This is a genomic window from Thioclava indica, assembly GCF_000714545.1.
Taxonomy (GTDB): Bacteria; Pseudomonadota; Alphaproteobacteria; order Rhodobacterales; family Rhodobacteraceae; genus Thioclava; species Thioclava indica.
In genome coordinates this window covers 1-19,613 of sequence record NZ_AUNB01000042.1, presented here as the reverse complement: position 1 = coordinate 19,613, position 19,613 = coordinate 1, and the positions used below count along the sequence as shown (strand labels likewise).

At 59.3% G+C, this 19,613-nt stretch carries 15 protein-coding genes and 2 pseudogenes; 5 read left to right on the top strand and 12 right to left on the bottom strand.

Translation table 11 applies throughout. The annotated features are described in order from the left end of the window. Nucleotides 1-151: 151 nt before the first annotated feature. Nucleotides 152-446, top strand: a pseudogene (locus tag DT23_RS19140) (hypothetical protein); the annotation flags it as partial. Nucleotides 447-801: 355 nt separating this feature from the next. On the opposite strand, the gene DT23_RS13180 reads toward DT23_RS19140, so the two are convergent. From DT23_RS13180 to DT23_RS13150, 7 genes are read right to left on the bottom strand one after another with little or no spacing between them, the layout of a single operon-like run. Beyond that, nucleotides 802-2,232 carry an AMP-binding protein gene (locus DT23_RS13180; protein ID WP_038131923.1) on the bottom strand — a complete coding sequence of 477 codons (1,431 nt, stop codon included), beginning with the start codon at nucleotides 2,230-2,232 and terminating at the stop codon, nucleotides 802-804. After that, nucleotides 2,225-3,070: a hypothetical protein gene (locus tag DT23_RS13175; RefSeq protein WP_038131922.1), complete on the bottom strand. Its 846-nt coding sequence runs from the start codon at nucleotides 3,068-3,070 to the stop codon at nucleotides 2,225-2,227. The genes DT23_RS13180 and DT23_RS13175 overlap by 8 nt, the downstream gene beginning before the upstream one ends. Then, nucleotides 3,067-4,386: a diacylglycerol/polyprenol kinase family protein gene (locus DT23_RS13170; RefSeq protein WP_038131920.1), complete on the bottom strand. Its 1,320-nt coding sequence runs from the start codon at nucleotides 4,384-4,386 to the stop codon at nucleotides 3,067-3,069. The genes DT23_RS13175 and DT23_RS13170 overlap by 4 nt, the downstream gene beginning before the upstream one ends. Then, on the bottom strand, nucleotides 4,383-5,483 hold the full coding sequence (locus tag DT23_RS13165; RefSeq protein WP_051697287.1) for a BtaA family protein: 1,101 nt from the start codon (nucleotides 5,481-5,483) through the stop codon (nucleotides 4,383-4,385). The genes DT23_RS13170 and DT23_RS13165 overlap by 4 nt, the downstream gene beginning before the upstream one ends. Then, a complete protein-coding gene (locus DT23_RS13160; RefSeq protein ID WP_038131919.1) occupies nucleotides 5,470-7,893 on the bottom strand; it encodes a PEP/pyruvate-binding domain-containing protein in 2,424 nt (807 codons plus the stop codon). The genes DT23_RS13165 and DT23_RS13160 overlap by 14 nt, the downstream gene beginning before the upstream one ends. Continuing rightward, nucleotides 7,893-8,798 carry a UbiA family prenyltransferase gene (locus DT23_RS13155; RefSeq protein ID WP_038131916.1) on the bottom strand — a complete coding sequence of 302 codons (906 nt, stop codon included), beginning with the start codon at nucleotides 8,796-8,798 and terminating at the stop codon, nucleotides 7,893-7,895. The genes DT23_RS13160 and DT23_RS13155 overlap by 1 nt, the downstream gene beginning before the upstream one ends. Next, complete coding sequence (locus tag DT23_RS13150; RefSeq protein ID WP_051697286.1) at nucleotides 8,795-10,060, bottom strand: hydroxymethylglutaryl-CoA reductase; 1,266 nt, start codon at nucleotides 10,058-10,060, stop codon at nucleotides 8,795-8,797. The genes DT23_RS13155 and DT23_RS13150 overlap by 4 nt, the downstream gene beginning before the upstream one ends. 76 nt (nucleotides 10,061-10,136) lie before the next feature. Between DT23_RS13150 and DT23_RS13145 the strand changes: the two genes are divergently transcribed. Together DT23_RS13145 and DT23_RS13140 are read left to right on the top strand one after the other, a co-directional pair. Next, nucleotides 10,137-11,255, top strand: coding sequence for a sulfotransferase family protein (locus tag DT23_RS13145; RefSeq protein WP_051697285.1), 1,119 nt, complete (start codon nucleotides 10,137-10,139; stop codon nucleotides 11,253-11,255). Continuing rightward, nucleotides 11,252-12,511 carry a cytochrome P450 gene (locus tag DT23_RS13140; RefSeq protein ID WP_038131914.1) on the top strand — a complete coding sequence of 420 codons (1,260 nt, stop codon included), beginning with the start codon at nucleotides 11,252-11,254 and terminating at the stop codon, nucleotides 12,509-12,511. Before DT23_RS13145 ends, DT23_RS13140 begins: the two co-directional genes overlap by 4 nt. Nucleotides 12,512-12,530: 19 nt before the next feature. Here DT23_RS13140 and DT23_RS13135 read toward each other — a convergent pair whose 3' ends face one another. The 5 genes from DT23_RS13135 to DT23_RS13120 form a co-directional block, all read right to left on the bottom strand. Next, complete coding sequence (locus DT23_RS13135; protein WP_240473618.1) at nucleotides 12,531-13,001, bottom strand: ferric reductase-like transmembrane domain-containing protein; 471 nt, start codon at nucleotides 12,999-13,001, stop codon at nucleotides 12,531-12,533. 70 nt (nucleotides 13,002-13,071) lie between these two features. Beyond that, the gene (locus DT23_RS19545; RefSeq protein WP_156023946.1) at nucleotides 13,072-13,407 is read right to left on the bottom strand and encodes a hypothetical protein; all 336 of its coding nucleotides are present in this window, start codon (nucleotides 13,405-13,407) and stop codon (nucleotides 13,072-13,074) included. A 42-nt stretch (nucleotides 13,408-13,449) separates the two neighbouring features. Further along, nucleotides 13,450-14,226 (bottom strand): enoyl-CoA hydratase-related protein, encoded by a 777-nt coding sequence (locus tag DT23_RS13130; RefSeq protein WP_051697284.1) that lies wholly within the window; start codon nucleotides 14,224-14,226, stop codon nucleotides 13,450-13,452. Continuing rightward, entirely contained in the window at nucleotides 14,213-15,865 is a 1,653-nt protein-coding gene (locus DT23_RS13125; RefSeq protein WP_038131912.1) for an AMP-binding protein, read from the bottom strand. The genes DT23_RS13130 and DT23_RS13125 overlap by 14 nt, the downstream gene beginning before the upstream one ends. A gap of 700 nt (nucleotides 15,866-16,565) precedes the next feature. Then, the gene (locus DT23_RS13120; RefSeq protein WP_038131911.1) at nucleotides 16,566-17,378 is read right to left on the bottom strand and encodes an AraC family transcriptional regulator; all 813 of its coding nucleotides are present in this window, start codon (nucleotides 17,376-17,378) and stop codon (nucleotides 16,566-16,568) included. A gap of 102 nt (nucleotides 17,379-17,480) precedes the next feature. Here DT23_RS13120 and DT23_RS13115 point away from each other — a divergent pair, with 102 nt between their 5' ends. Then, a complete protein-coding gene (locus DT23_RS13115) occupies nucleotides 17,481-18,680 on the top strand; it encodes a YbfB/YjiJ family MFS transporter (protein ID WP_038131928.1) in 1,200 nt (399 codons plus the stop codon). A gap of 315 nt (nucleotides 18,681-18,995) precedes the next feature. Further along, nucleotides 18,996-19,567, top strand: a pseudogene (locus tag DT23_RS18815) (tyrosine-type recombinase/integrase). Nucleotides 19,568-19,613 lie beyond the last annotated feature (46 nt).

Below are 19,613 nucleotides of genomic sequence, written 5' to 3'. Positions count from 1 at the left end.
TGATCCAGGCCGCCGCGAAATCATGGCGCCGGCTCAACGGCAGAAATCAGTTGCCGAAAGTCATCGAAGGCATCAAGTTCCGAAACGGCGTCGAGGTGACAGACGCCACAAAAACCAGCGCCGCCTGATCAGGCCGCGTCACCCAGATTCAACCATAGCTCGTGCTATTGCGCGAAACGATGCTGTGAGGGCCTGCAAATATCTCGGACGTGCCCTGTGGCGAAAGTTGGCCGGGTATCACCGCCGAAGCCGCGCAGAGACGAAACCTCTCGGGACATTTCCTTCGGAAATACCCTGCCGGTCAGTGGATGCACTGCGTCAAACTCCTTGGTCAAGGCCTCATGGCCTGAGACTTCGACCGACAGGTCGCTGAACTCCAGATCCGGATCGCGGTGCTCAACCGCTACACCGCCCTTGGCATACCCGTCACAGAGCCCGTAGGATAAGTATGTCCGGGGCTCGGGGACGTGCGCTAAGGCCCCGATGTGTACAACAAAGCCGTATAGACCTGATGCTTGCCCGCATCTGACAGCGCCTCGATCACCTCGCGGGACTGCGCTGCATTTCACGCAGCTCATATCGCGACAAGACCCAAAACGATATTTTGCAGCCGGTTAAGATCTTTGTGCGGCTAAGCGCATCTCAGCAGCCGCGCGCAAACGTGGCATTCCCGCTTCAATCGCATTCTGGATCTCGCAACGACATGATACCAGACTGTGCTGCGAGGTTCTGAACGTCCCGATCTTACCGGGATGCAGACGACACGTCTCACCTAAATACAGATCATGCGGCCCGGCTGTGTCATCCCCCCCGTTCGATCTCTGCCAAAGCGACCCGGTCAACTTTGGAGCCGTGCCGCTTGTCCATCGGAATTTTCGCGACATGTTTGACGTCAAGCGCCTCGAAGGTCGCGGCATGCGCGGCCCATTCGGCCATGTGATCGGCATCGCCTTCAATCACCAGACAGGCCCCGGTTTGGGTCGCGATCAAGGCACATTGCGTCACGCCCTGCCAGCCGCGTGCCGCGACCTCAACCGAGAACGGGAATAGCGGGCGGCCTTGCACGACAACATCGCTGCCCATGCGCCCCAACAGCCAAAGCCGGCCCTGCGGATCAAAGACGCCAGCATCGCCCGTGTGATGCCAAATGGTTTCGCCGTCATGCGTCTTGTTTTCCGCGTCATGCCTTGGGTCCAGGTAACCGCCGTTCACATGCGCCCCCGAGACCTGAATTTCCCCCGCAACAATGCGGATGCCGAGATCTTCAACCGGATGCCCGACTAGCAAACCGCCCCCGATCTTCATCTTGGCAAGGTCGTCTTGCGTGATGTCCTTGGCATCGAGATGGGCGATGGGTTCCGCCTCGGTCGAGCCATACACGCAAATCACCTCAAGCCCCGGTTTCGCCACCCTGAGCGCGTCCAGCATGTCAGGAAACACCGGGCCGCCTCCGGTGAAGACGGTATGCAAAGACGCAGGGATATCGGTCTTGGCCAGTTTTTCGCACAGCGCCGGAGGAATGAGGGCACGGGTCACCTTTTGGCGGCTCACCCAGTCGCCAAGCGTTGCCGCCTTTAGCTGCCCCAAGCGCGACATTTTCCAGTTGGGCAGAACCGAGGTTTGCCCGCTGGCGATATTGATCAAAACAAAGACGGGGAAGGCCACAAGATCGCGTTCAGGAACGGGGCTGGCCAAAAGCGGCGCGATGGCGTGATGCTGCGCGCTCAGAAAGCCGTGGCTTCGGGGAATGGCCTTGGGCGCGCCGGTGGTGCCGGATGTGAACGAGATCAGGGCGATGTCATCCGCGCTTGGGGTGATCCCATCAAAGGGCGCGTCGGGTTTGATCCGGGGGCGCAAATGGCGCAGCGACCACAGCTCTGGCAGCGCGAATTTCAGCAGCCCATATAGGCCGGAACTGCAAAACGCTGTCACCCCCGCAACCTTTGCGGCATGGCGCAGACCCGCAAGCCCCATTGCGGGTTCGGGCAAAACCACCGTTGCGCCAAGCGACCAAAGCGCCGCGAGGCTTGCGTAAAGGTCCGCGTCAAGATGCATCGCCAGTAGCACACGGTCGCCCTTGGCAATCCCCTGTGCGCCCCACGCGCGCGCCAAACCGTCGGCGCGGGATTTGAGCTGGGAAAAGGTCGTCTCGCGCCCCTTCCCATCGACAATCGCCACCTGTTCAGGATGGCGCAGGGCAGCGGCTGCGAAATCCTCAAGAAGACTAGCCATCCAGTTTCAGCCCAAACAGCCCGTAGCGGCGAAACACATCGGCATGCTCTGCCGCACTGCGCAGACCCGAAAGATTGTCATCATGGATCAAGGCGTGGATCGCGGTGTCATAACCCTCGGCCAAGGCCGCTTTATGAAACGCATAGGCAAGATGCTGACCCGCGCCACGTTCGAGACTGGCATAGGTCTTGAGGATCGCGCTGGTCGGTTTCGGACCCTCGGCATAATTCGGCGTTCCAAACAGAAACCCGGCCAGCGTTCCATCGGGGCGTCTGGCGAAAAAGATCAGCTCGCGTTTCAGCACTCCGACCATCGGCATATACATCGCCATGAACGCATCGCGGCTGATCGGTTTGTAAAAGGCGTTCCTAGAGAAGGCTTCGCAGGACAGCTCAAACACTTGATCAAACAGCTTTTCAGGATCGCTTCCGTCCCAAGTTTCGATGCTAAAATTCGCCGTCTCCGGCGGTACGGTCTGCGCGGTTTGCACCAAGGGCACGCGCGCCGAGAAATATCCGCTGATCTGGGCGAAGCCTGCAGCTTTCAGCACCTCCAGCTCGCCAAGGGAATCGCGCGGCTCTAGCAGAAAGGCCGGGCTGCCATCGGTCTGTATGACGCCGCGATAGCTGTGCCATGTGTCGCCATCCATCGGGCCAAGGATCTGGCGGATGCCTTGCGTGCGGATGAAGGTGATGGCCTGATCCAGAACCTCGGCACCGCTCTCGGGCGTCTTGCAGGTGAATGCCCCCACCGTTGCGGTCGCCGCCCCATCCCAGTCCGGGCCATCCAGAAACACCGTGATCTTGGCACCGTCTGTTTTGAAAACCTGAGTATTCATGTCCAAAGCCCCGAAATATCAATTGCGTAGAGATAGCTTAACAGCGGAATCGCAAGCGCAAGAAGCGTCAGTTTCGTCACCCGCGCGCGCACGAAACCGCTTGGGTAAATCGAGGGGATGGTGGCCATCCCGACGGCGCTGATCATGCTGAGCGCCCATATCGGCCCGTTCCAGTTTGAGGGGGCCGGGTTCACATTGATGATTGCCGCGCGCAACACCAAGGCCCCCGCCACAATCGCCATCAAAGCGGCGATCCGCACCGCGAGCGACTGCGGTGTCAGTGCCAATGCGCATAGCCCGATCATCAGGCTCATCGTGGTGAGGCCGTAAAACGAGACCGCATTCCATTGCGTTGCGTTGCCCAAGGCAAGCCAGCCGAAACTGACAAGCGCCAGCGCCGCCACGATATCCAGATCAGGATATTTCGCGGTGCAGGGCGTCGCTTTTCGGCACCATGCGTGCGCGCCCAGCACAAGAAGCGGAAAAATGGCGTTCTGCACCTCGGTGACCGCAAGCAGCAGAAACACCGCGACGACATAAACGCGGGCGGCGTGTTTGCTAAGTCCGATCCTGGCCGCAACGCGATTGAACGCAAGCACGCTCAGCGCGAATAGAACGACAAGCGCAGCCAGATCCGCCAGTGAGTCTTCGGCATGAACCGTCAAGAATATCAACAAGCCCAGCGGCAAGAACATGTTGTCAAAACCGCGCCAACTGAGCGCTTCGACATAGGCTCCGAAACTTGCGACCATCAGTGACAGCACGATGATATTGAGCGGCGCGAGATCGGTCATCAACATCAAACAGACAAACGAAATCAGCAAGGTGATCGCGAAAAATACCGCGCTGCCCTCGACGCTTTTTTGCCCCTCTTCGACGGTGAAATGGATCGATCCGTAGGCTTTTCCCGCAAGGGCGGCGAACGCGTCGCTTAGGGTTAAAACCGCAATCGGCAGGACATAAAGATAAAGTCGGTCCCCGGCCAGAAACAGGCACAGCCCGACGCTCAGGGCCAACAGCAGATCGCCGTAAGACTGACGCTCCACCCCGTGCAACGTCTGCCCCAAGCGCGAGCCGGGCCGGCGCAGCACCAGCATCACAACCACCGTAAGGCCCAATAGGCCATAGATCGGCCAGCGATCGGGAAACAGCCACGGCAGCGTCAGCGCATAAAGCCCGGTCCCGATATGGACCAGTTTACGCTGCACCTCGCTGCTAAAGCCCCAGACCCCGGACAGCGCGCGCACAACCGCCATCAGCCCAAGAAGGACCGCCACCGAGGCAAGCAATAGCGCGATCTGTAGGGCCGGACTCACGCGCGCACTTGCTCCACCACGAAGTCGGAATAGAAAAACGCTTTGTCTATTGCTTTCAACTCCGTCTCGACCTCACTCAAGGTTTCTACCCTATTTCGAAAGTCCTCCGGTACCCGGCGCGGTGCCATCATGTTCCAATACACCAGACGCGCACCGGGGGCCGATGCGTTTAAAATCTGGCCATAGACGTCTCTGAAAACCTCTGGCGACATATACTCAAAAATGTCGGACAGGTTGAACCCGTCCGCCTTTTCCCCGGTCGAGACAAACGCCTCGAGCGAGCCGGGTCTGATTTCTATCCGGTCCAGCCGTGACCGGATCACCTCGAAATGCTCTGCGCGCCATGTCATTGGCAGCGCTTCGCCGTGATCGCCTTTCATGATCCAGTGCAGGTAGGGGTTCATCGCGGGATCACAGGTGACAGCCGCATGCCGGATGCGGCGGGCAACGTGTTGCGCGGGACTGCCATCGACGTGATCGAAAAAGGCCTTGTCCCGTCCCATCCGCCCCATCACAAACCGCGAAAAGAAGGTACTCAAGAGCAGCCGCCACCGCCATGTGTTGAACCGCGTATCGAGAAACACCTGACGCTCCGGTTTTGGTCGCGACACAAAGATCGCATCAATCGTTTTACGCGAATGCACGAATGGGAGAAGCCGCGTTCTGAAGATGCGGAAATAGCGTTCGAACTTGCCAACGCCCCCGGCCCCGTATTGCGCCACCTCCTCGCTTAGTCCCTGCCAAAACTGCTGCGTATCGCCGTCCAACCCTGCGAGCGCCTTGAGCAATAACTCCCGTCGCCGACGGCTGGGACGCGCGCCCATCAGTTCCAGAAATTCCGGATGCGTCAGGGTGCGAAAGGCTCCGATGCGCAGTTGAAGACAGGCAATTTGCGCGGGCGAAAGATCAACGACAATCACCTTTTTCGGATCAAGCACCAGCATCGCCAGCGCATTGTCGCCCGCTGAACAGATCGACACCAACGTGCCCCCCGCGCAATCGCCCAAACCTTGGGTCAGAACATCGGCGTCCTCCCAAAGCTGCGCGTAGCGGATGTGATCAAAAGCGGCCTTGGTTTCGATTTCAGAGTTCTGCATCACGCCTCTCCACACATCCGCTTGCACCATCCACGCAAATCGTCTCGCCATCGCTAATCCATTGCGTCGCCCCCTTTAACCCGACGACGCAGGGAATGCCCAACTCGCGCGCGACAATGGCCGAATGCGACAATAGCGAGCCGCGCTCGACCACGATGGCCGAGGCCGAGGCGAACACCGCAATCCAGCCGGGATCGGTGTGACGCGCCACAAGAATATCCCCGGGCGTAAGCGTTTGCGTGCGCGGATCGTGGATCACGCGGGCCTTGGCCGTGACACGCCCTGCCGAGCAGCCCGTCGCCGTGCGCGTCTTGGCGGTGTCCGTTTCCGGCGCGGCATCCGTCCAGACCGGCGCAATCGCTGGCCCGCGCAATTCGATCCGTTCGGGCGGGTCGGGGCGTAGCGCAGAAGCCGCGTCCTCGGCCTTGCGCAGCGCCACGATGGATTTGAGATTGGCCGAGAGCGCGAAGCCCTCAACCGCGCCAAGCGCCTCTTGCGTGGTCAGATACAAGATATCGCGTGGGGCGTCTAACAGATCGCGCGCAGCAAATTCGCGGCCCAATGCAAGGAACACAGCGCGCGTATAGCCAAAGATCCGGGTGCGTTCAAAGCGCAGGTTCTCACGGTCACGCACGCGCGCCTTGGTCCAGCCGATCAGCCATTTGGCAAATTGGCGTTTGAGCGGATTTTTGGGGAACAGCGCGGCCCAATCGGGCGCGCTCACCACATGCGCGGGAACGGATCCGCGCCCGGCACTTGCGGCAATCGCTTGCAATAGCGGCGCGGGATCATCGCTAAGAGGGATACTTTCCAACTTGAGTTCTTCGGTGCAGCGATCCCCGAATTTATCAAGGTAAGACTGCACCTCGCGCGCGATCGCATCATGCCCCTCAAGTGCGCCGCGCCCCTGTTCGCGAAGTGCCTGCGCAATTCCGGCCTCGGCAACCATCTCGCCCATCTTCGCGATGCGTTGGGCAGGCTCTGCCGAGATAATATCGCCCTGCCCGATCATGACGTCATTGTGCAAAAGCACGCCTTTTTCGCCAAGCCATTTCTGCATCAGATTGCGCGACGCCCCAAAGGCGATCATGCACAAGAAATCATTCACCAGCGGCGCATCCCAACGGCGCAGCAACGAGGCTTCGACGCGGCGGTATTCAGCCGCAAGCGCCGTCGGCCCCGCCGTTTTCGGATCAAAGCCACTGCTCAGCGCATCATTGAGCCGGTCATAAAACCGCGCGCGGGTGCGCCCCAGCCGCACCGCTTGCCAGACAAGGCCGCCCGCGACTTTCGCCAGTTTCAAATACTCGGGCAGCCGCGCCAGCCCCTGTGCCGGCGGCGGGCCGATATGATCGGTGACCTCGGCAGGCATCGGCGTCGCGACCCCCATCATCGTCTCCATATAGGCCCGGTTCAGCGAGAAACCGGGCAGCAGCGCTAGCGCGCGATACCAGTTGACCAGATTGTAATAGACGCGCCCATCGACCCGCCCCAGCATGTTCCCAAAGACAGCGGAATTGGCCGTGATGGTCGCGTTGGGCACCCCCAAAAGCGCCACGAAAGCCTCGTAAACATGGCTATAAATGTCGATCGCGAACGAATAGGTCAGCGGGCTGACCATGCCCGGGTAGCTTTCCACGATATTGGAATTGTCAAAAATCGTCAGCGCATTATCAGGCTGTGCGGCTGGCAAAAGTTTGGTGGTGATGGGGCGCGATTGCAGGATGTGCAGGCCCGCGCCGTCAAAGGCCCATTCGATGTCTTGCGGCATGCCGAAAACCGCTTCGGCCCTGCGCGCGAGATCCGCGATCTGTTGCGCTTGATCCGCGTTCAGCACCGTCGCAGAGGCCGGGCCTGACACGCTTGTGCCAATCGTCCAGCTTTCGCCGTCTTCCTCGCCAGAAACCAGCCGCTCGCCAAGGCCCGCGATGGCCGACACAACGACCTTATTGCGTTGCCCCGTCACCGGATCCGCCGAAAAGGCGACACCAGCCGCGGTGGCATCAATCATCTGTTGCACGATCACGGCAGGCCCCTCAGCCGCACCGCCGGATTTGACCTTGCGATAGGTTTCCACGGTGGTTGAAAAACCCGACTGCCAGACCTGATTTGCCGCACTCCAGACATCATGCGCCGCGACGTTCAGGACCGTGTCGAACTGGCCCGCATGGCTATGCTCGACCCCGTCCTCCTGGCGCGCCGAACTGCGCACGGCAAACGGACCAGCGCCCAGTTTGGCCAATGCGTCGTCGAGTCTCTCGCCCCCCTCAGCGCGTTCAAACAACTCTGGGGGAAGGACGAAAAACGCGGGCGGATTAAACCCGTGCTGTGCAAGGCGCGCAAGGGCTGCGGCCTTCCCGCCGACCTCGTGAACCTTTAGCGCTGCGGTTTGCTCGATAATGGATGACATCAGAAAAGCCTTACTAAAAATGGGGCAAACCCCGCGATGGCATAGCAGGCAAAAACCCACAGCCCTGCAATCGTATCCATGCGTTTTTCGGCTTTCGGGGTTGGTGCTGCGGCATAGTTTGCGGCGCTAAACCAGCCCAGCGCAGCCCCGATCCCGCCCAAAACAACGCTGACCCAAACCGTACCTGTCGCCGCCCCGACCGCGACCAGCAGCACGAATGAAAGCAGCACACAGCCCGACCAAATTAGCGCCGCACGCGAAGGCCCCCACAGGCGCGAATAGGTGTCGACGCCCGCGATTTCGTTTGCCGGGCTCCACAGCTTGCGCCCGATTTCCAACACGCAGCCATTCACGAAGGACAGCGCCAGAAACAGCCACAGATCCGGTGCCGCGCCGCCGCCTGGCATCCACTCCAACCCGGTCAGCAACAAATCAATCAGCGGCATGATAAGCATATGCGACAGCAGATAAAGAACCGCCCGCGCCTTGAGCCAAGCAGGCGCGCCAAATTCCAGCGTCATCGCGCCAAGCCACGCCCAAACCAGCGCCAAAAGCCACAAAACGGGCGGATACCAAAGCCATGCGACAGCGGCCGTCATCGGCAGTGACAGGACGCCCAAAGTCACGATCAGGCGCAGCGACACCAACCCGCGCGGGATCGGGCGCGAGGGGCGTAAGCGGCGGTCATCTTCCAAGTCTTTGTATTCATCGCAAACCCGCATCTGAAAGAACAGCAACATCGCGATGAGGAACCCCGCGAGGAACCCGCCCCAACCGGGAAGCGCGCGCCCCGACAGCGTTGCAGACACGCAGATACTTGCCGCTGAAAACACCGCCAGAAGGGGGGCCGTTTTGGCCAGCGGGAACCGCTCTTTTTGGTAGATCCAAAGGGCCGATACGCTCATTTGCGACGCGCCAGATTTTCATGCGCACGGGTGAAATGACCCGCCGAAATTGCCGCGACAATCGAGATTTCACCACAAAGACAGACGGCTGCAGCGACCTCGGCCAGCGCCGATGCTTGACCTTCCCCCTTGAGGCCCAGGATATTCAGGCCTGCGGATTGGCTAGGAAGCGACGTGCCCCCGCCGACAGAGCCGACAAGGATATTGGGCAGGGTCACGCTGCAAAACAGATCATCGCCGCGCGCCTCCATACGGGTGATGCCGATGGCACTTTCGGCAACGCAGGCGGCGTCTTGCCCGGTCGCAATATAAAGCGCCGCCAGACCATTGGCGAAATGCGCCTGCGCGCCCAGTTGCCCCGAAAGATGCGAGCCCAAATTCGCCACCTGAGCGTAATCCAGCATCGCCTGAACGCTCGTTCCCAAGGTCTTTTCAACGACCGCGCCACTTAGCGTCACCGTCGCGCTGACCTTGCGCCCGCGCCCCGTGACCAAGCCAAGGAATGACGCCTTTTTATCACCCGAGAAGTTGCCCTCGATATACCACGCCTTCATCGGCACCGTGCACCGCGCGGCAATATCTTCGCATAGCGCATTCGTTGCGATGGTGACCATGTTCTGGCCCGCTGCGTCTCCGGTTGTGTAGCGGCAGATCAGGAAGACGACGTTATTGTCCACGATAGGTTCAACCGAGACCAGCTTGCCGTGGCGCGTGGTGCCTTCGGCTGCGGCTTTCAGCGCGTCGATTTCGCGCACGACCCATTCGACGAACAGGCCCGCATTGAACAGATTGTCAAAGACAAAGGCAGGCGTGCGGATCACGCCTTCATACAAAAGCGCTGCGGTGATGCCGCCCGATTTTGTAGCCGCATAGGCCCCGCGCGCATAAGAGGCGACCAATGCCGCCTCGGTTGTGGCCATCGGGACGTGGAAATCACCATTCGCGTTCAGCCCCGATATCCGCAGCGGCCCGATGATGCCGACGGGCACTTTCACCGTGCCGATGAAATTCTCGATATTGGCGCTGAACTGGTCTGGATTGGCCATCGTAAGCGGGTCTGCCAGCGCGTCTTGATCCGCTTGCGAGGCCGGATCGTGCAGCCGCGCCCAGTATTTATCAACCGAGGCCTGCGTGGCGTTGCGTTGCGGGCGCAAGGTGGTGAACTCTGCATCGCTGGGTAGCATACGTTGCGCAATCGGTTCTGCAGCAAAGCGTCCCCGAACTTTTTTCAGCATCTCAATAACATGAGAAGGGATAGTCATAAAACGCCCCGCCTTTACTTTATACGCAACACCCCGCACAAAATGACCAATTTGGACCAATACGCAAGGAGCGTAGATGGGCGATCGCCTAAAACACCGCTGGAGTATCGGGCATAATTACCTGACGGGCATCACCTTCGGGAAATGGTGCAAGCTGCTGGCGCAGAACAAGTTTGCGATTTCCCCCGCCTATGCCCATCGCGCTGCGGTTATTACCTTGGCTAGCCTGTCCAATTCCCTATTGGCCGGGGTAGAGCATTTACGTTTCGGGCGTGCGATTGAGCGCGTGGAAATCACCCGCCCTCCGGTGTTTGTTTTGGGGCACTGGCGCAGCGGCACGACGTTTTTGCATGAGCTGCTGGCCCAAGACACCGCGCAATTTCAGTTCCCCAATACCTATCAGGTCGTGAACCCCTACACCTTTCTCAGCACCGAGAACTTCGCCACGCGCGCGTTTCGCTGGATGCTGCCCGACACGCGGCCGATGGATAACATGGCGATGGAATTCACCTCGCCGCAGGAAGATGAATTTGCCCCGCTACTGATGACGCTGACCTCGCTTTATCTTGGCGTCAGCTTTCCCAGACGGATGGCGCATTATGATCGCTATATGACATTTCGCGACGTTGATCGGCGCGAGGTTGAGGCGTGGAAAACGGCTTTTGTGCAGTTCTGTAAGAAGATTTCGTTGAATGATCCGCGCGCGCTGCTGATAAAATCTCCGCCTCACACGGCCCGGATCCGAATACTCCTCGAGATGTTCCCCGACGCCCGTTTCATCCACATTCACCGCGACCCCTACCGCGTCTTTCAATCGCAACGCCATTTCTTTGATACGGCGGGGTGGTACACCTACCTGCAAAAGCCCGATCTTTCGGCCATTGATGAGGGCATCTTGCAGCGCCACGAGACCATGTATGACGCCTATTTCGAGGACCTGCCCCTGATCGCAAAAGACCGGATCCACGAGATCAGTTTTGACGCGCTGGAAACCGATCCGGTTGGCACGATTGCGCAGACCTATCAACAGTTGTCGCTTGAGGGGTTTGCGGCGTTCGAGCCAAAGCTGCGCCGCTACGTTGACAGCCTGAGCAACTATAAGAAGAACGCGTTCTCCACGCTCGACGACGCAACCAAAGCGGTCGTCGCCCAGCGCTGGTCGCGCAGCTTTGACACGTGGAACTACCCGAAATGACGCGCGCACCGGGCCCGAAAGGCAGTCTGATCTGGGGCTCATTGGCCGCGTTCAAAGAGGACTCGCTAGGCTTCCTTGCCGATGCGACGCGCGCGCATGGCGATATTGTCCGGTTTCGCTTTGGTCCGATAACCGCGCATCTGGTCAATCGGCCCGAATATATCGACCACGTCCTGTCGCGAAATACCGCCAATTACGACAAAGCGACCCGCAGCGCGAGCCGGATCGCTGCGACAACGGGTGACAGTTTGTTGTCGGCCAATCAGGTTGCATGGAAACGCCATCGCCGCTTGATCCAGCCCGCATTTCAGCCGCAATGCTTTGACGCGATCGAGCCCGTTCTCGACACGCTTTTGACCCCCATGCTGGCGCGGTGGCAGCGCGTTGGGACAGTCGACATCGTCGATGAAATGATGCAGCTCGTTATTGCCGCAGCGATCAAGATCCTGTTTTCGTCCGACGTTGATCCCAAGCTTATCGACACCGCTCTCAAAACCCTTCTGGCGGATACGTGGCGGCGGATCGAGGCACCGCTGGACGCATCGCTCTTGTCACCACGGCTCCACCGGCGCGATTTCAAAGCCGCCTTGGCAAGCATCAATGCGGTCGTGGCCGAGCTGATCCAGACACGCCGCAGCGCCGAGAATCGCCCCGATGATGTGCTGTCTCGACTGCTTCAGGCGCATGAGGGCGAAGGCGACGCCGCCCTGAGCGACCAAGAACTCCGCGACGCGGCGATAACCCTTTTGCTTGCGGGGCATGAGACCACGGCGAACGCGCTGTCATGGGCCTTCATTCATAGCGCCGGCCAGTTTGAGACCGCCGATCCGGCGAATCTTTTCTCCGAGGCGATCCGTCTTTACCCCTCTATCTGGGTGATCGAGCGGCGCGTGATCGCGGATGACACCATTGGCGGCTTTGCCATACCGCGCGGCAGTTCGCTGCTGATTTCGCCCTATCTGCTGCATCGCCACCCCGAGTTTTGGCCAAACCCCGAGACCTTCGATCCGTCGCGATTTATCGACCATTCACCGCGCCCGCGCGATGGCTATCTTCCGTTCGGATTGGGCGAACATCGCTGTGTGGGACTGCATCTCGCGCATAAAATGGCCACGCATATTCAGCGTCGGGTATTCGCCCAGATGCGCCTTGAACTCATTCCCGATCAGCATTTGCAGGCGCTACCCGGGATCACTTTGCAGCACCAAGGCCCTGTGCTCTTGCGCGTCGAACCGCGCAATTCAGCCCTGCCCTGACGCAGAGTATCGCCCGACGTCACCCTCTCGGGCGTGTCAGCGTCTTCCAGGCGCGCAGATCGAACAGCACTTTTGCAATAGCCGCGATGGCGACGCCGCAAAGCAGCACTTTTGAAAGCGGCCCCATCGTCCCCTCAATCAGCAGCGCATGCATGACGCTTGCCAGAACGGCAGCAAGGACCAGCCCCGAATGGCCCAGCCGCCACGCTCTAAGCCGCAGACTTCCGCGCAGCCGAAACACCGCCAGCAACGCAGCTGCGAAAATCGCCCACATCGCGGCACCCCCCCAAGGCGAGAACAGCGTCGGCGAGACGAACAGCAGCGCATCTATCATATCCGACGGGCTGGTACGCCAAAGCCCGGCGACATGCAGGATGACCGCCGTGACCAGCAACGCTCCCGTCCAGCGATGCAAATAGCGCCCGCTGCGCCTTGGCACGCCGGGCAGGTAGCCCCCGACCAGCAGCGGCTGCACAACAAGCAGCACCATTGCGATGATCCCCGCAAAGCCGGAGGCGATATAGACCGGATCGCGCCATTGCAGCAGCGGACTTGCGGCTTCAGCGCCATTGCATATTGGTTTTAACCTTGCGATCCGCGCTACTGAGACGTGCGGCTTGTAAGGCCCCGCGCCCCCAGACGGTGCGCGTATAGACAAGCTGGCCGCGCCCCACATAGCCCTGCCAGTGTTTCCAGAAAGTCGCGGCCAGCGTCTTGTTGCGCTCGAAACGCTCGGGAACGGGGAAATACTGGTAGCGGCGGCGAAACAGCCCCGAGGTCGTGGCGATGATGTGGCGCGGATTGTCGATCGGGCTGAAAAGCTGCTCGACCGCGTCGTGAAAGCGGGTCTCTTCAAGCTTACCCACACCGTGCAACGCGATCTGATAGCGCCCCATCAAAGGAAGAGTTTTGACCGCCCTGTCCTGACAGTAGTATCGTTATTCACCAGACCAGTTTGGCGCGCGCTTTTCAAAAAACGCAGCGATCCCTTCGCGCACGTCATGACTGTCTGCCAGCGCTGCCAATGCGCTGTCATTGGCCTGCCAGAGGGCCGCCTCTTGGCCGCGAAACAGTTGATCGGACAGTGCAAGGCCTTCGGTGACGCTGAGGGGGGCATTGCGCGCGATCTCGCTGGCCAATTCCAAGGCAGCATCCGCCAATTCATCCTGTGCCACCACGCGATTGATCAGCCCCCAGCGCAGCATTTCCGCTGCCGGATAGGTCTTGCCCGTCAACAGCAATTCGTTGGCCAGCACGCGCGGAATGCGCTGTGCCAGCCGGATCGCACCGCCGCCGCCCGCGACCAATCCCAGCGTCACCTCGGGCAGCCCGAATATGGCCTCTTGCGTAGCCACAACCAGATCGCAGGCCAGCATGATCTCAAACCCACCCGCAAGCGCCGCGCCATGCACGGCGGCGATCACTGGCTTACGACGTTCCCGCGCCACGAACCCGGCAAAGCGATGCGGGCCATTCAGGATCGCATCGGCCTCGCCCTTGGTGAAACTTTTCAGATCCATTCCGGCGCAAAACACCCGCCCTTCGCCGCTTAGAATTGAGACGCGCACCTCTGGGTTCGCCTCGATCTGATCGAACGCCGCGCGCAGCGCCGCGGCCATGTCAGGGTTGATCGCGTTGCGTTGCTCGGGGCGGTTCAGCACCACCGAGGCAACCCCCGCTGAAATCTCGACACGCACCAAATCACTGTTGCTCATTGTCTGCCTCCTCTTGGGCCATAAGGCGCAATTGCGCTCGGATAATCTTGCCCGTCGTGGTGGCGGGCATCTCGTCTATAAAGCGCACCACGCGGGGAAATTCATAGGCGGCCAGCTTGTCTTTGACATGCAGCGCGATGTCATCGGCCAGCGCCGGGCCGGGATCGACCCCTTGCGATAGCTGGATATAGGCCGCCACGATTGAGCCGCGCACGGGGTCGGGCTTGCCCACGACCCCGGCCAGATGCACCGCCGGATGCGTCAGCAGGCAATCCTCGATCTCGGCGGGACCGATGCGATAGCCTGATGAGCTGATCACATCATCATCACGGCCGACAAAGGCAATCCGCCCCGAGGGCGTCACCCGCCCCTTATCCCCCGTCAGCAGCCATTTATGTTCGCCCACGCTCAGGAATTTCGCCGCCGTGGCCTCGGGGTTGTTCCAATAGCGCAGGAACATCACCGGATCGGGCGCAAGCACGGCAATGCTGCCCTCGGCCCCCGGTTCGACCTGCGTGCCGGTGTCCTCATCCAGAATCGCCAGCGTATGACCGGGCACGGCAAAGCCCATCACGCCGGGTTCAGCGGGTTCAAGGGCGGCGCAAGACGACACGATCATGTTGCACTCGGTCTGGCCGTAAAACTCGTTGATGGTGCAGCCAAACACCCGCTGCCCCCACGCGATCAGCTCTTTGCCCAAGGTCTCGCCGCCGCTGGCGACCGAGCGCATCTCAAGGCGCTGAGCCTCGGCTTCGGGCCAAAGCCGCATCATCTTGAGCGCGGTGGGGGGCAAAAACGCGTTGCGGATTTTCTGAGAGCGCATCAGATCAAACGCCGCTTGCGCGGTGAACTTTCGAAACCGGCAGGCGACGACCGTAACGCCATGATGCAGCGCGGGCATCATCACATCCAGCAAGCCGCCGATCCACGCCCAATCGGCGGGCGTCCAGATGCGATCACCGGCTTGGGGAAAGAAATCATGGCTCATCTCGACGCCGGGCAGATGGCCGAGCAGCACACGATGGGCGTGCAGCGCGCCTTTCGGATTGCCCGTGGTGCCCGAGGTGTAAATCAGGATCGCAGGGTCTTCGGCCAATGTCGGCGCAAAGGCGAATTCCGGGCTTTCGGCGGCGCAAAGCTGCGCGAAATCCAGCGCGGGGGCGGGCGCGGGCTCGACGCAAATGACATGCTTCAGATCGGGCAACTCGGCGCGGATCGCAGCAAGTTTGGCCGCGCCCTCGGCATTGGTGATCACCACGCTGGACCCGGAATCACGCAGCCGATGCAGCAGGGCATCCGGGCCAAACAGCGTGAACAATGGCAGGGCGATGCGCGCAGATTTGGTGATCGCGATATGGGATTGCGCGGTCTCGATGGATTGGGGCAGCAGAACGCCGATCCGGTCGCCCTTGACGCTCAGCTTAGCCAGCGCATTGGCCAGTTGATTTGAACTTTGCCGCAGGGTTTCGAAACTACACTGACGGGTGGTGCCGTCCTCAGCCACGTCGATGATCGCGATGGCATCGGGGCGCGCGGCGGCGTGACGATCACAGATATCCACGCCGATATTATAGTGCTGCGGGATGTCCCAAACGAAAGCCTCGCGCGTGAGCGCATAGCTTGCCTGTTGTTCTAGCATCGGCCCTCCCCTTCCGAATAACTGAACCTACGTTCAATTAAACGCTAGCGCCTGATGGAAAGCCATTCAAGGCTTTGTCATTGTGCCTCTGTAACCGCGCAAAAAGTTTTGCAGGGGAAGTCGCAGATATTTGCAGCAGATGAACTTCGCTAAAGAAAGGGTGCGAGAGGGATTATTCCGGCTCTCCTTTCGTCGCCTCGAACGAGGTGAACAGCGGCCCACCGAACCGATGGCGCATGAATCGCCCCGGGTTTACCGGAGACCATCAACTTAACTAAGGATGATGGTTATGACGAAACGCAAAATGGCAAATCGCTACTCACCTGAGGTCCGCGCGCGCGGTCCGGATGGTCTTTGAGCATCAAGGTTCATACGAAACGCATGCGGATGGCCTTACGGCGATGCAAGCATCGCCTACCGGCTAATAGGCTGATCGGTTCAACAACCGCCGCTTGCTTGGGCCCATCGGAAACATCCCATCAGCCGAGGCAGAAGAGACCTTCTATGCACAGCGCGACGTGCGCAAGATGGTCGCGTGAAATGAAGCTAAAGGTCTCCGGTAAAACCGGGGCGTTTCACATGGCTAACATGTTAGCTAAGGCCAGCAGCGCGGGACTTATCTGCTGTCTGCGACAAGAGCCCCATGCCTATTTCCAGAAAACGCTCATCGGTGATGAATGTTGGTATTTTGTGCATTTCATTAGGAAACATCTGAACTTTGAACACCTAATCCACGCGCTTTACGCCAGTCTGACGGTGACAGCCCTGTGGCGGTGCGGAACATGTGACCGAAGGCCGAGGGGGAATTGTACCCCAGATCGAAAGCGATTTCCGTGATGCTGCGCTTCTGGCCCAACCACTCCAAGGCGCGAAAAAGCCGCATACGTTGACGCCAAAGGCTCAGAGGCATGGCGAGGTCGGCATGGCAGCGCCGCATCAATGTACGTTCGGACATGCCAAAAGCGCGGGCAAGGTCTGCTACAGACCTCGTATCTGCGGGATGATCGTACAGGCTTTCACACAGGTGTCTCAATGCGGGATGCGCGGGCCAAGTCAGGCCGACCTCGTCATGGGGCTGACGCTCAAGATGTCGTAAAATGGTTTGATGCAATGCGGATCGGTAGTTTTTCGACATGGCGTCGGAAGACAAACCATCCAGCTCCATGATCAGGCTGCGCAACAAGGTGGAGACAGAGAGTACCCTCACTTGTGCTGGCATACTAATGACGTCTGAAGAGATATAGAGCGTGCGAAAAGCTGAGTCTGTGAGCGCTGCCGTTGCATGGCGAACACCTTTCGGAATCCAGACCGCTTGCTCGGGAGTAACGACGTGCCAAGCCTGCGCAAGCCGGATCATCAATGTGCCTTGCGTTGCGTAGACCAACTGATGCCAGGGATGGTCGTGTAGCGGAAATATCTCGCCACTCGCCATGTTCTGCGCGCGAAGGTGAAGTTCATCAGCAAAGCTCGGTGTTTGTGCCAGAGAAATTTCAGTCCAGTCTCGCGCACTCATAGAACTACCTTTGGCTGACTTTCGAGAATTTATGGCAAACTGTCGCCAGCACGACAAGACCTTCTCCGTTTAGGTTGCAGCAAATCAATGGAGGAAACGGAAATGTCGATGCGTTCAATCCCGCAGACGGAGTTCACAGCCTGTCCATCCTATATCAAGGTCATGATTGCAGGCATGTGCGCACTCATCGCCACCGTCGGATTTGGACGCTTCTCCTTTACGCCACTTTTGCCGTTGATGCGGGCGCAAGCCCATTTGAGTGTGATGGAAGGAGGTTTGTTGGCCACATCCAACTATGCGGGCTATCTATTTGGGGCGATTGTGGCCTCTTTGATTCATGATCTCCGCATAAAGGCTATGCTTTATCGGTGTGGCTTACTGCTCGGGGTGGTGACCACGCTTGGTATGGGATTAACGCAAGATCCTGTGATTTGGAGTATCCTGCGATTTTTCTCCGGTATGGCCAGCATCTCGGGGCTGCTACTGGCATCCGGATTAATCCTGAACTGGCTGATCAATCAGGACCATCGGCCTGAGCTTGGTTTGCATTTCGCGGGTATGGGGCTTGGTATCGTCGCGACCGGAGTCGTGGTGATGGCGGCAACCCCTTACCTGGCATGGGATGCGCAGTGGATCGCCTTTGGTCTGCTGGCACTTGCCCTCTCGATTCCGGCTTGGCTCTGGATGCCATCGCCCCGCGTCGTTTCCAAACCGCATTGCCAACCCCAACCAGACAAACGACGCGGTTCCCTGACATTCTGGCTATTGAATGCAGCCTATACCACGGCCGGTGTCGGTTATGTGGTTTTGGCCACGTTCATCGTCGATATCGTGTCACAACTGCCGTTTTTTACGAAGGGGGCCACGATGGTCTGGATCGTGGTCGGGCTTGCCGCAATACCTTCTGCCTATGTCTGGGACCGAATTGCTGGCATATGGGGAAGCATTGTGGCGCTCATTCTGGCATTCGGCTTACAGATTATCTCAGTTCTTCTGCTGATGTCGGCCTCGATGGCGGCAAATTTCGCTGCTGCTGTTTTGTACGGCGGGACGTTCGTCGGAATCGTGAATATGACCCTGTCTGTAGCCGGGCGGATGCAGCCAAACAATCCTGCCCGCGCTATGGCGCAAATGACGATCGGATATAGCATCGCACAATTCATCACCCCTGCGGTCTCGGGATATCTGGCCCGTGAAAGCGGAAGCTACGCCAGCGTGTTGCCGTTCTCCGCTTACGTGCTCGGGCTGGGCGCAGTGCTTCTTGTGGTTATTCAAGGGCGCTATAGTCAACGCAATCTCTGAGTCTCAAGTGATGCTGAAATTTGTTCGGGTGGCTCTGTAGAAGAGCCACCCAATCTTTCCAAAACCCTGCTTTATTCCATGCTTATGTAGAAATTCTTTTGCATCGGAGGCGTTAGCAGCCATACGCGGCGTTGCGGAAACCTTACAGGTTGGGCTCACAGCCAACCTCGGATGCGTCGCCGCATCATGTGATGTGATGACTCGTCAACGTCGGGTTGTCGATGTGGGAGGGCGTGGTGGATCGGAAGATCCATCATGGAAACACCAAACTTACTCGCCATCCGCACACTACGCCCGGCCTAGAACAAAGGCCGGATCGTCGGCCAGAAACGGTCGCTCAAGCCCAAACACGTTTGGGCGATCAGGGTGCGGCTGGAGCTAGCCGAAAACCATTACGATCTGGCCCTCTTCAATCTTGCCATCGACAGCAAGCTGCGCGGCTGCGACTTGGTGAAGATGAAGGTGGTCGATATCATGGCGCCAGGCCCAATCAAGTAACGCGCGTCGGTTCTGCAAAGCAAGACGCAGAAACCTGTGCGATTCGAAATTTCTGAAGGCACTCGAGCATCGTTGGCACGGTGGATGCGGGAGCCGCTCATGATCGGTTCAGAATACCTCTGGCCCGGACGCTTTTACGAACGGCTTCACATCTCGATCCGCAAATACGCGCGGATTGTGCGAGAATGGGTGACATCCATTGACCAGAAGCCAGCGCCTACGGGACCCATTCGATGCGGCGCACAAAGGTGACACAGATTTACAAGAAGACTGGCAACCTCCGGGCAGTCCAGCTTCTATTAGGTCACACCAAGATGGACAGCACTGTCAGGTACCTCGCCGTCGAGCTTGAAGAAGCGCTGGTGATCGCCAAAGCCATCGAATTCTAAATGTATGGGCCGTCTTCGCGGACGGCCCAAAGCTGCCGTTCAGAGC

What these genes read in the sequence shown, in the direction of transcription:
- DT23_RS13180 (WP_038131923.1), bottom strand. Translation starts at nt 2,232, where the DNA reads ATGGCTAGTCTTCTTGAGGATTTCGCAGCCGCTGCCCTGCGCCATCCT.
- DT23_RS13175 (WP_038131922.1), bottom strand. Translation starts at nt 3,070, where the DNA reads ATGAATACTCAGGTTTTCAAAACAGACGGTGCCAAGATCACGGTGTTT.
- DT23_RS13165 (WP_051697287.1), bottom strand. Translation starts at nt 5,483, where the DNA reads ATGCAGAACTCTGAAATCGAAACCAAGGCCGCTTTTGATCACATCCGC.
- DT23_RS13160 (WP_038131919.1), bottom strand. Translation starts at nt 7,893, where the DNA reads ATGTCATCCATTATCGAGCAAACCGCAGCGCTAAAGGTTCACGAGGTC.
- DT23_RS13155 (WP_038131916.1), bottom strand. Translation starts at nt 8,798, where the DNA reads ATGAGCGTATCGGCCCTTTGGATCTACCAAAAAGAGCGGTTCCCGCTG.
- DT23_RS13150 (WP_051697286.1), bottom strand. Translation starts at nt 10,060, where the DNA reads ATGACTATCCCTTCTCATGTTATTGAGATGCTGAAAAAAGTTCGGGGA.
- DT23_RS13145 (WP_051697285.1), top strand. Translation starts at nt 10,137, where the DNA reads ATGGGCGATCGCCTAAAACACCGCTGGAGTATCGGGCATAATTACCTG.
- DT23_RS13140 (WP_038131914.1), top strand. Translation starts at nt 11,252, where the DNA reads ATGACGCGCGCACCGGGCCCGAAAGGCAGTCTGATCTGGGGCTCATTG.
- DT23_RS13135 (WP_240473618.1), bottom strand. Translation starts at nt 13,001, where the DNA reads ATGGTGCTGCTTGTTGTGCAGCCGCTGCTGGTCGGGGGCTACCTGCCC.
- DT23_RS19545 (WP_156023946.1), bottom strand. Translation starts at nt 13,407, where the DNA reads ATGGGGCGCTATCAGATCGCGTTGCACGGTGTGGGTAAGCTTGAAGAG.
- DT23_RS13130 (WP_051697284.1), bottom strand. Translation starts at nt 14,226, where the DNA reads ATGAGCAACAGTGATTTGGTGCGTGTCGAGATTTCAGCGGGGGTTGCC.
- DT23_RS13125 (WP_038131912.1), bottom strand. Translation starts at nt 15,865, where the DNA reads ATGCTAGAACAACAGGCAAGCTATGCGCTCACGCGCGAGGCTTTCGTT.
- DT23_RS13120 (WP_038131911.1), bottom strand. Translation starts at nt 17,378, where the DNA reads ATGAGTGCGCGAGACTGGACTGAAATTTCTCTGGCACAAACACCGAGC.
- DT23_RS13115 (WP_038131928.1), top strand. Translation starts at nt 17,481, where the DNA reads ATGTCGATGCGTTCAATCCCGCAGACGGAGTTCACAGCCTGTCCATCC.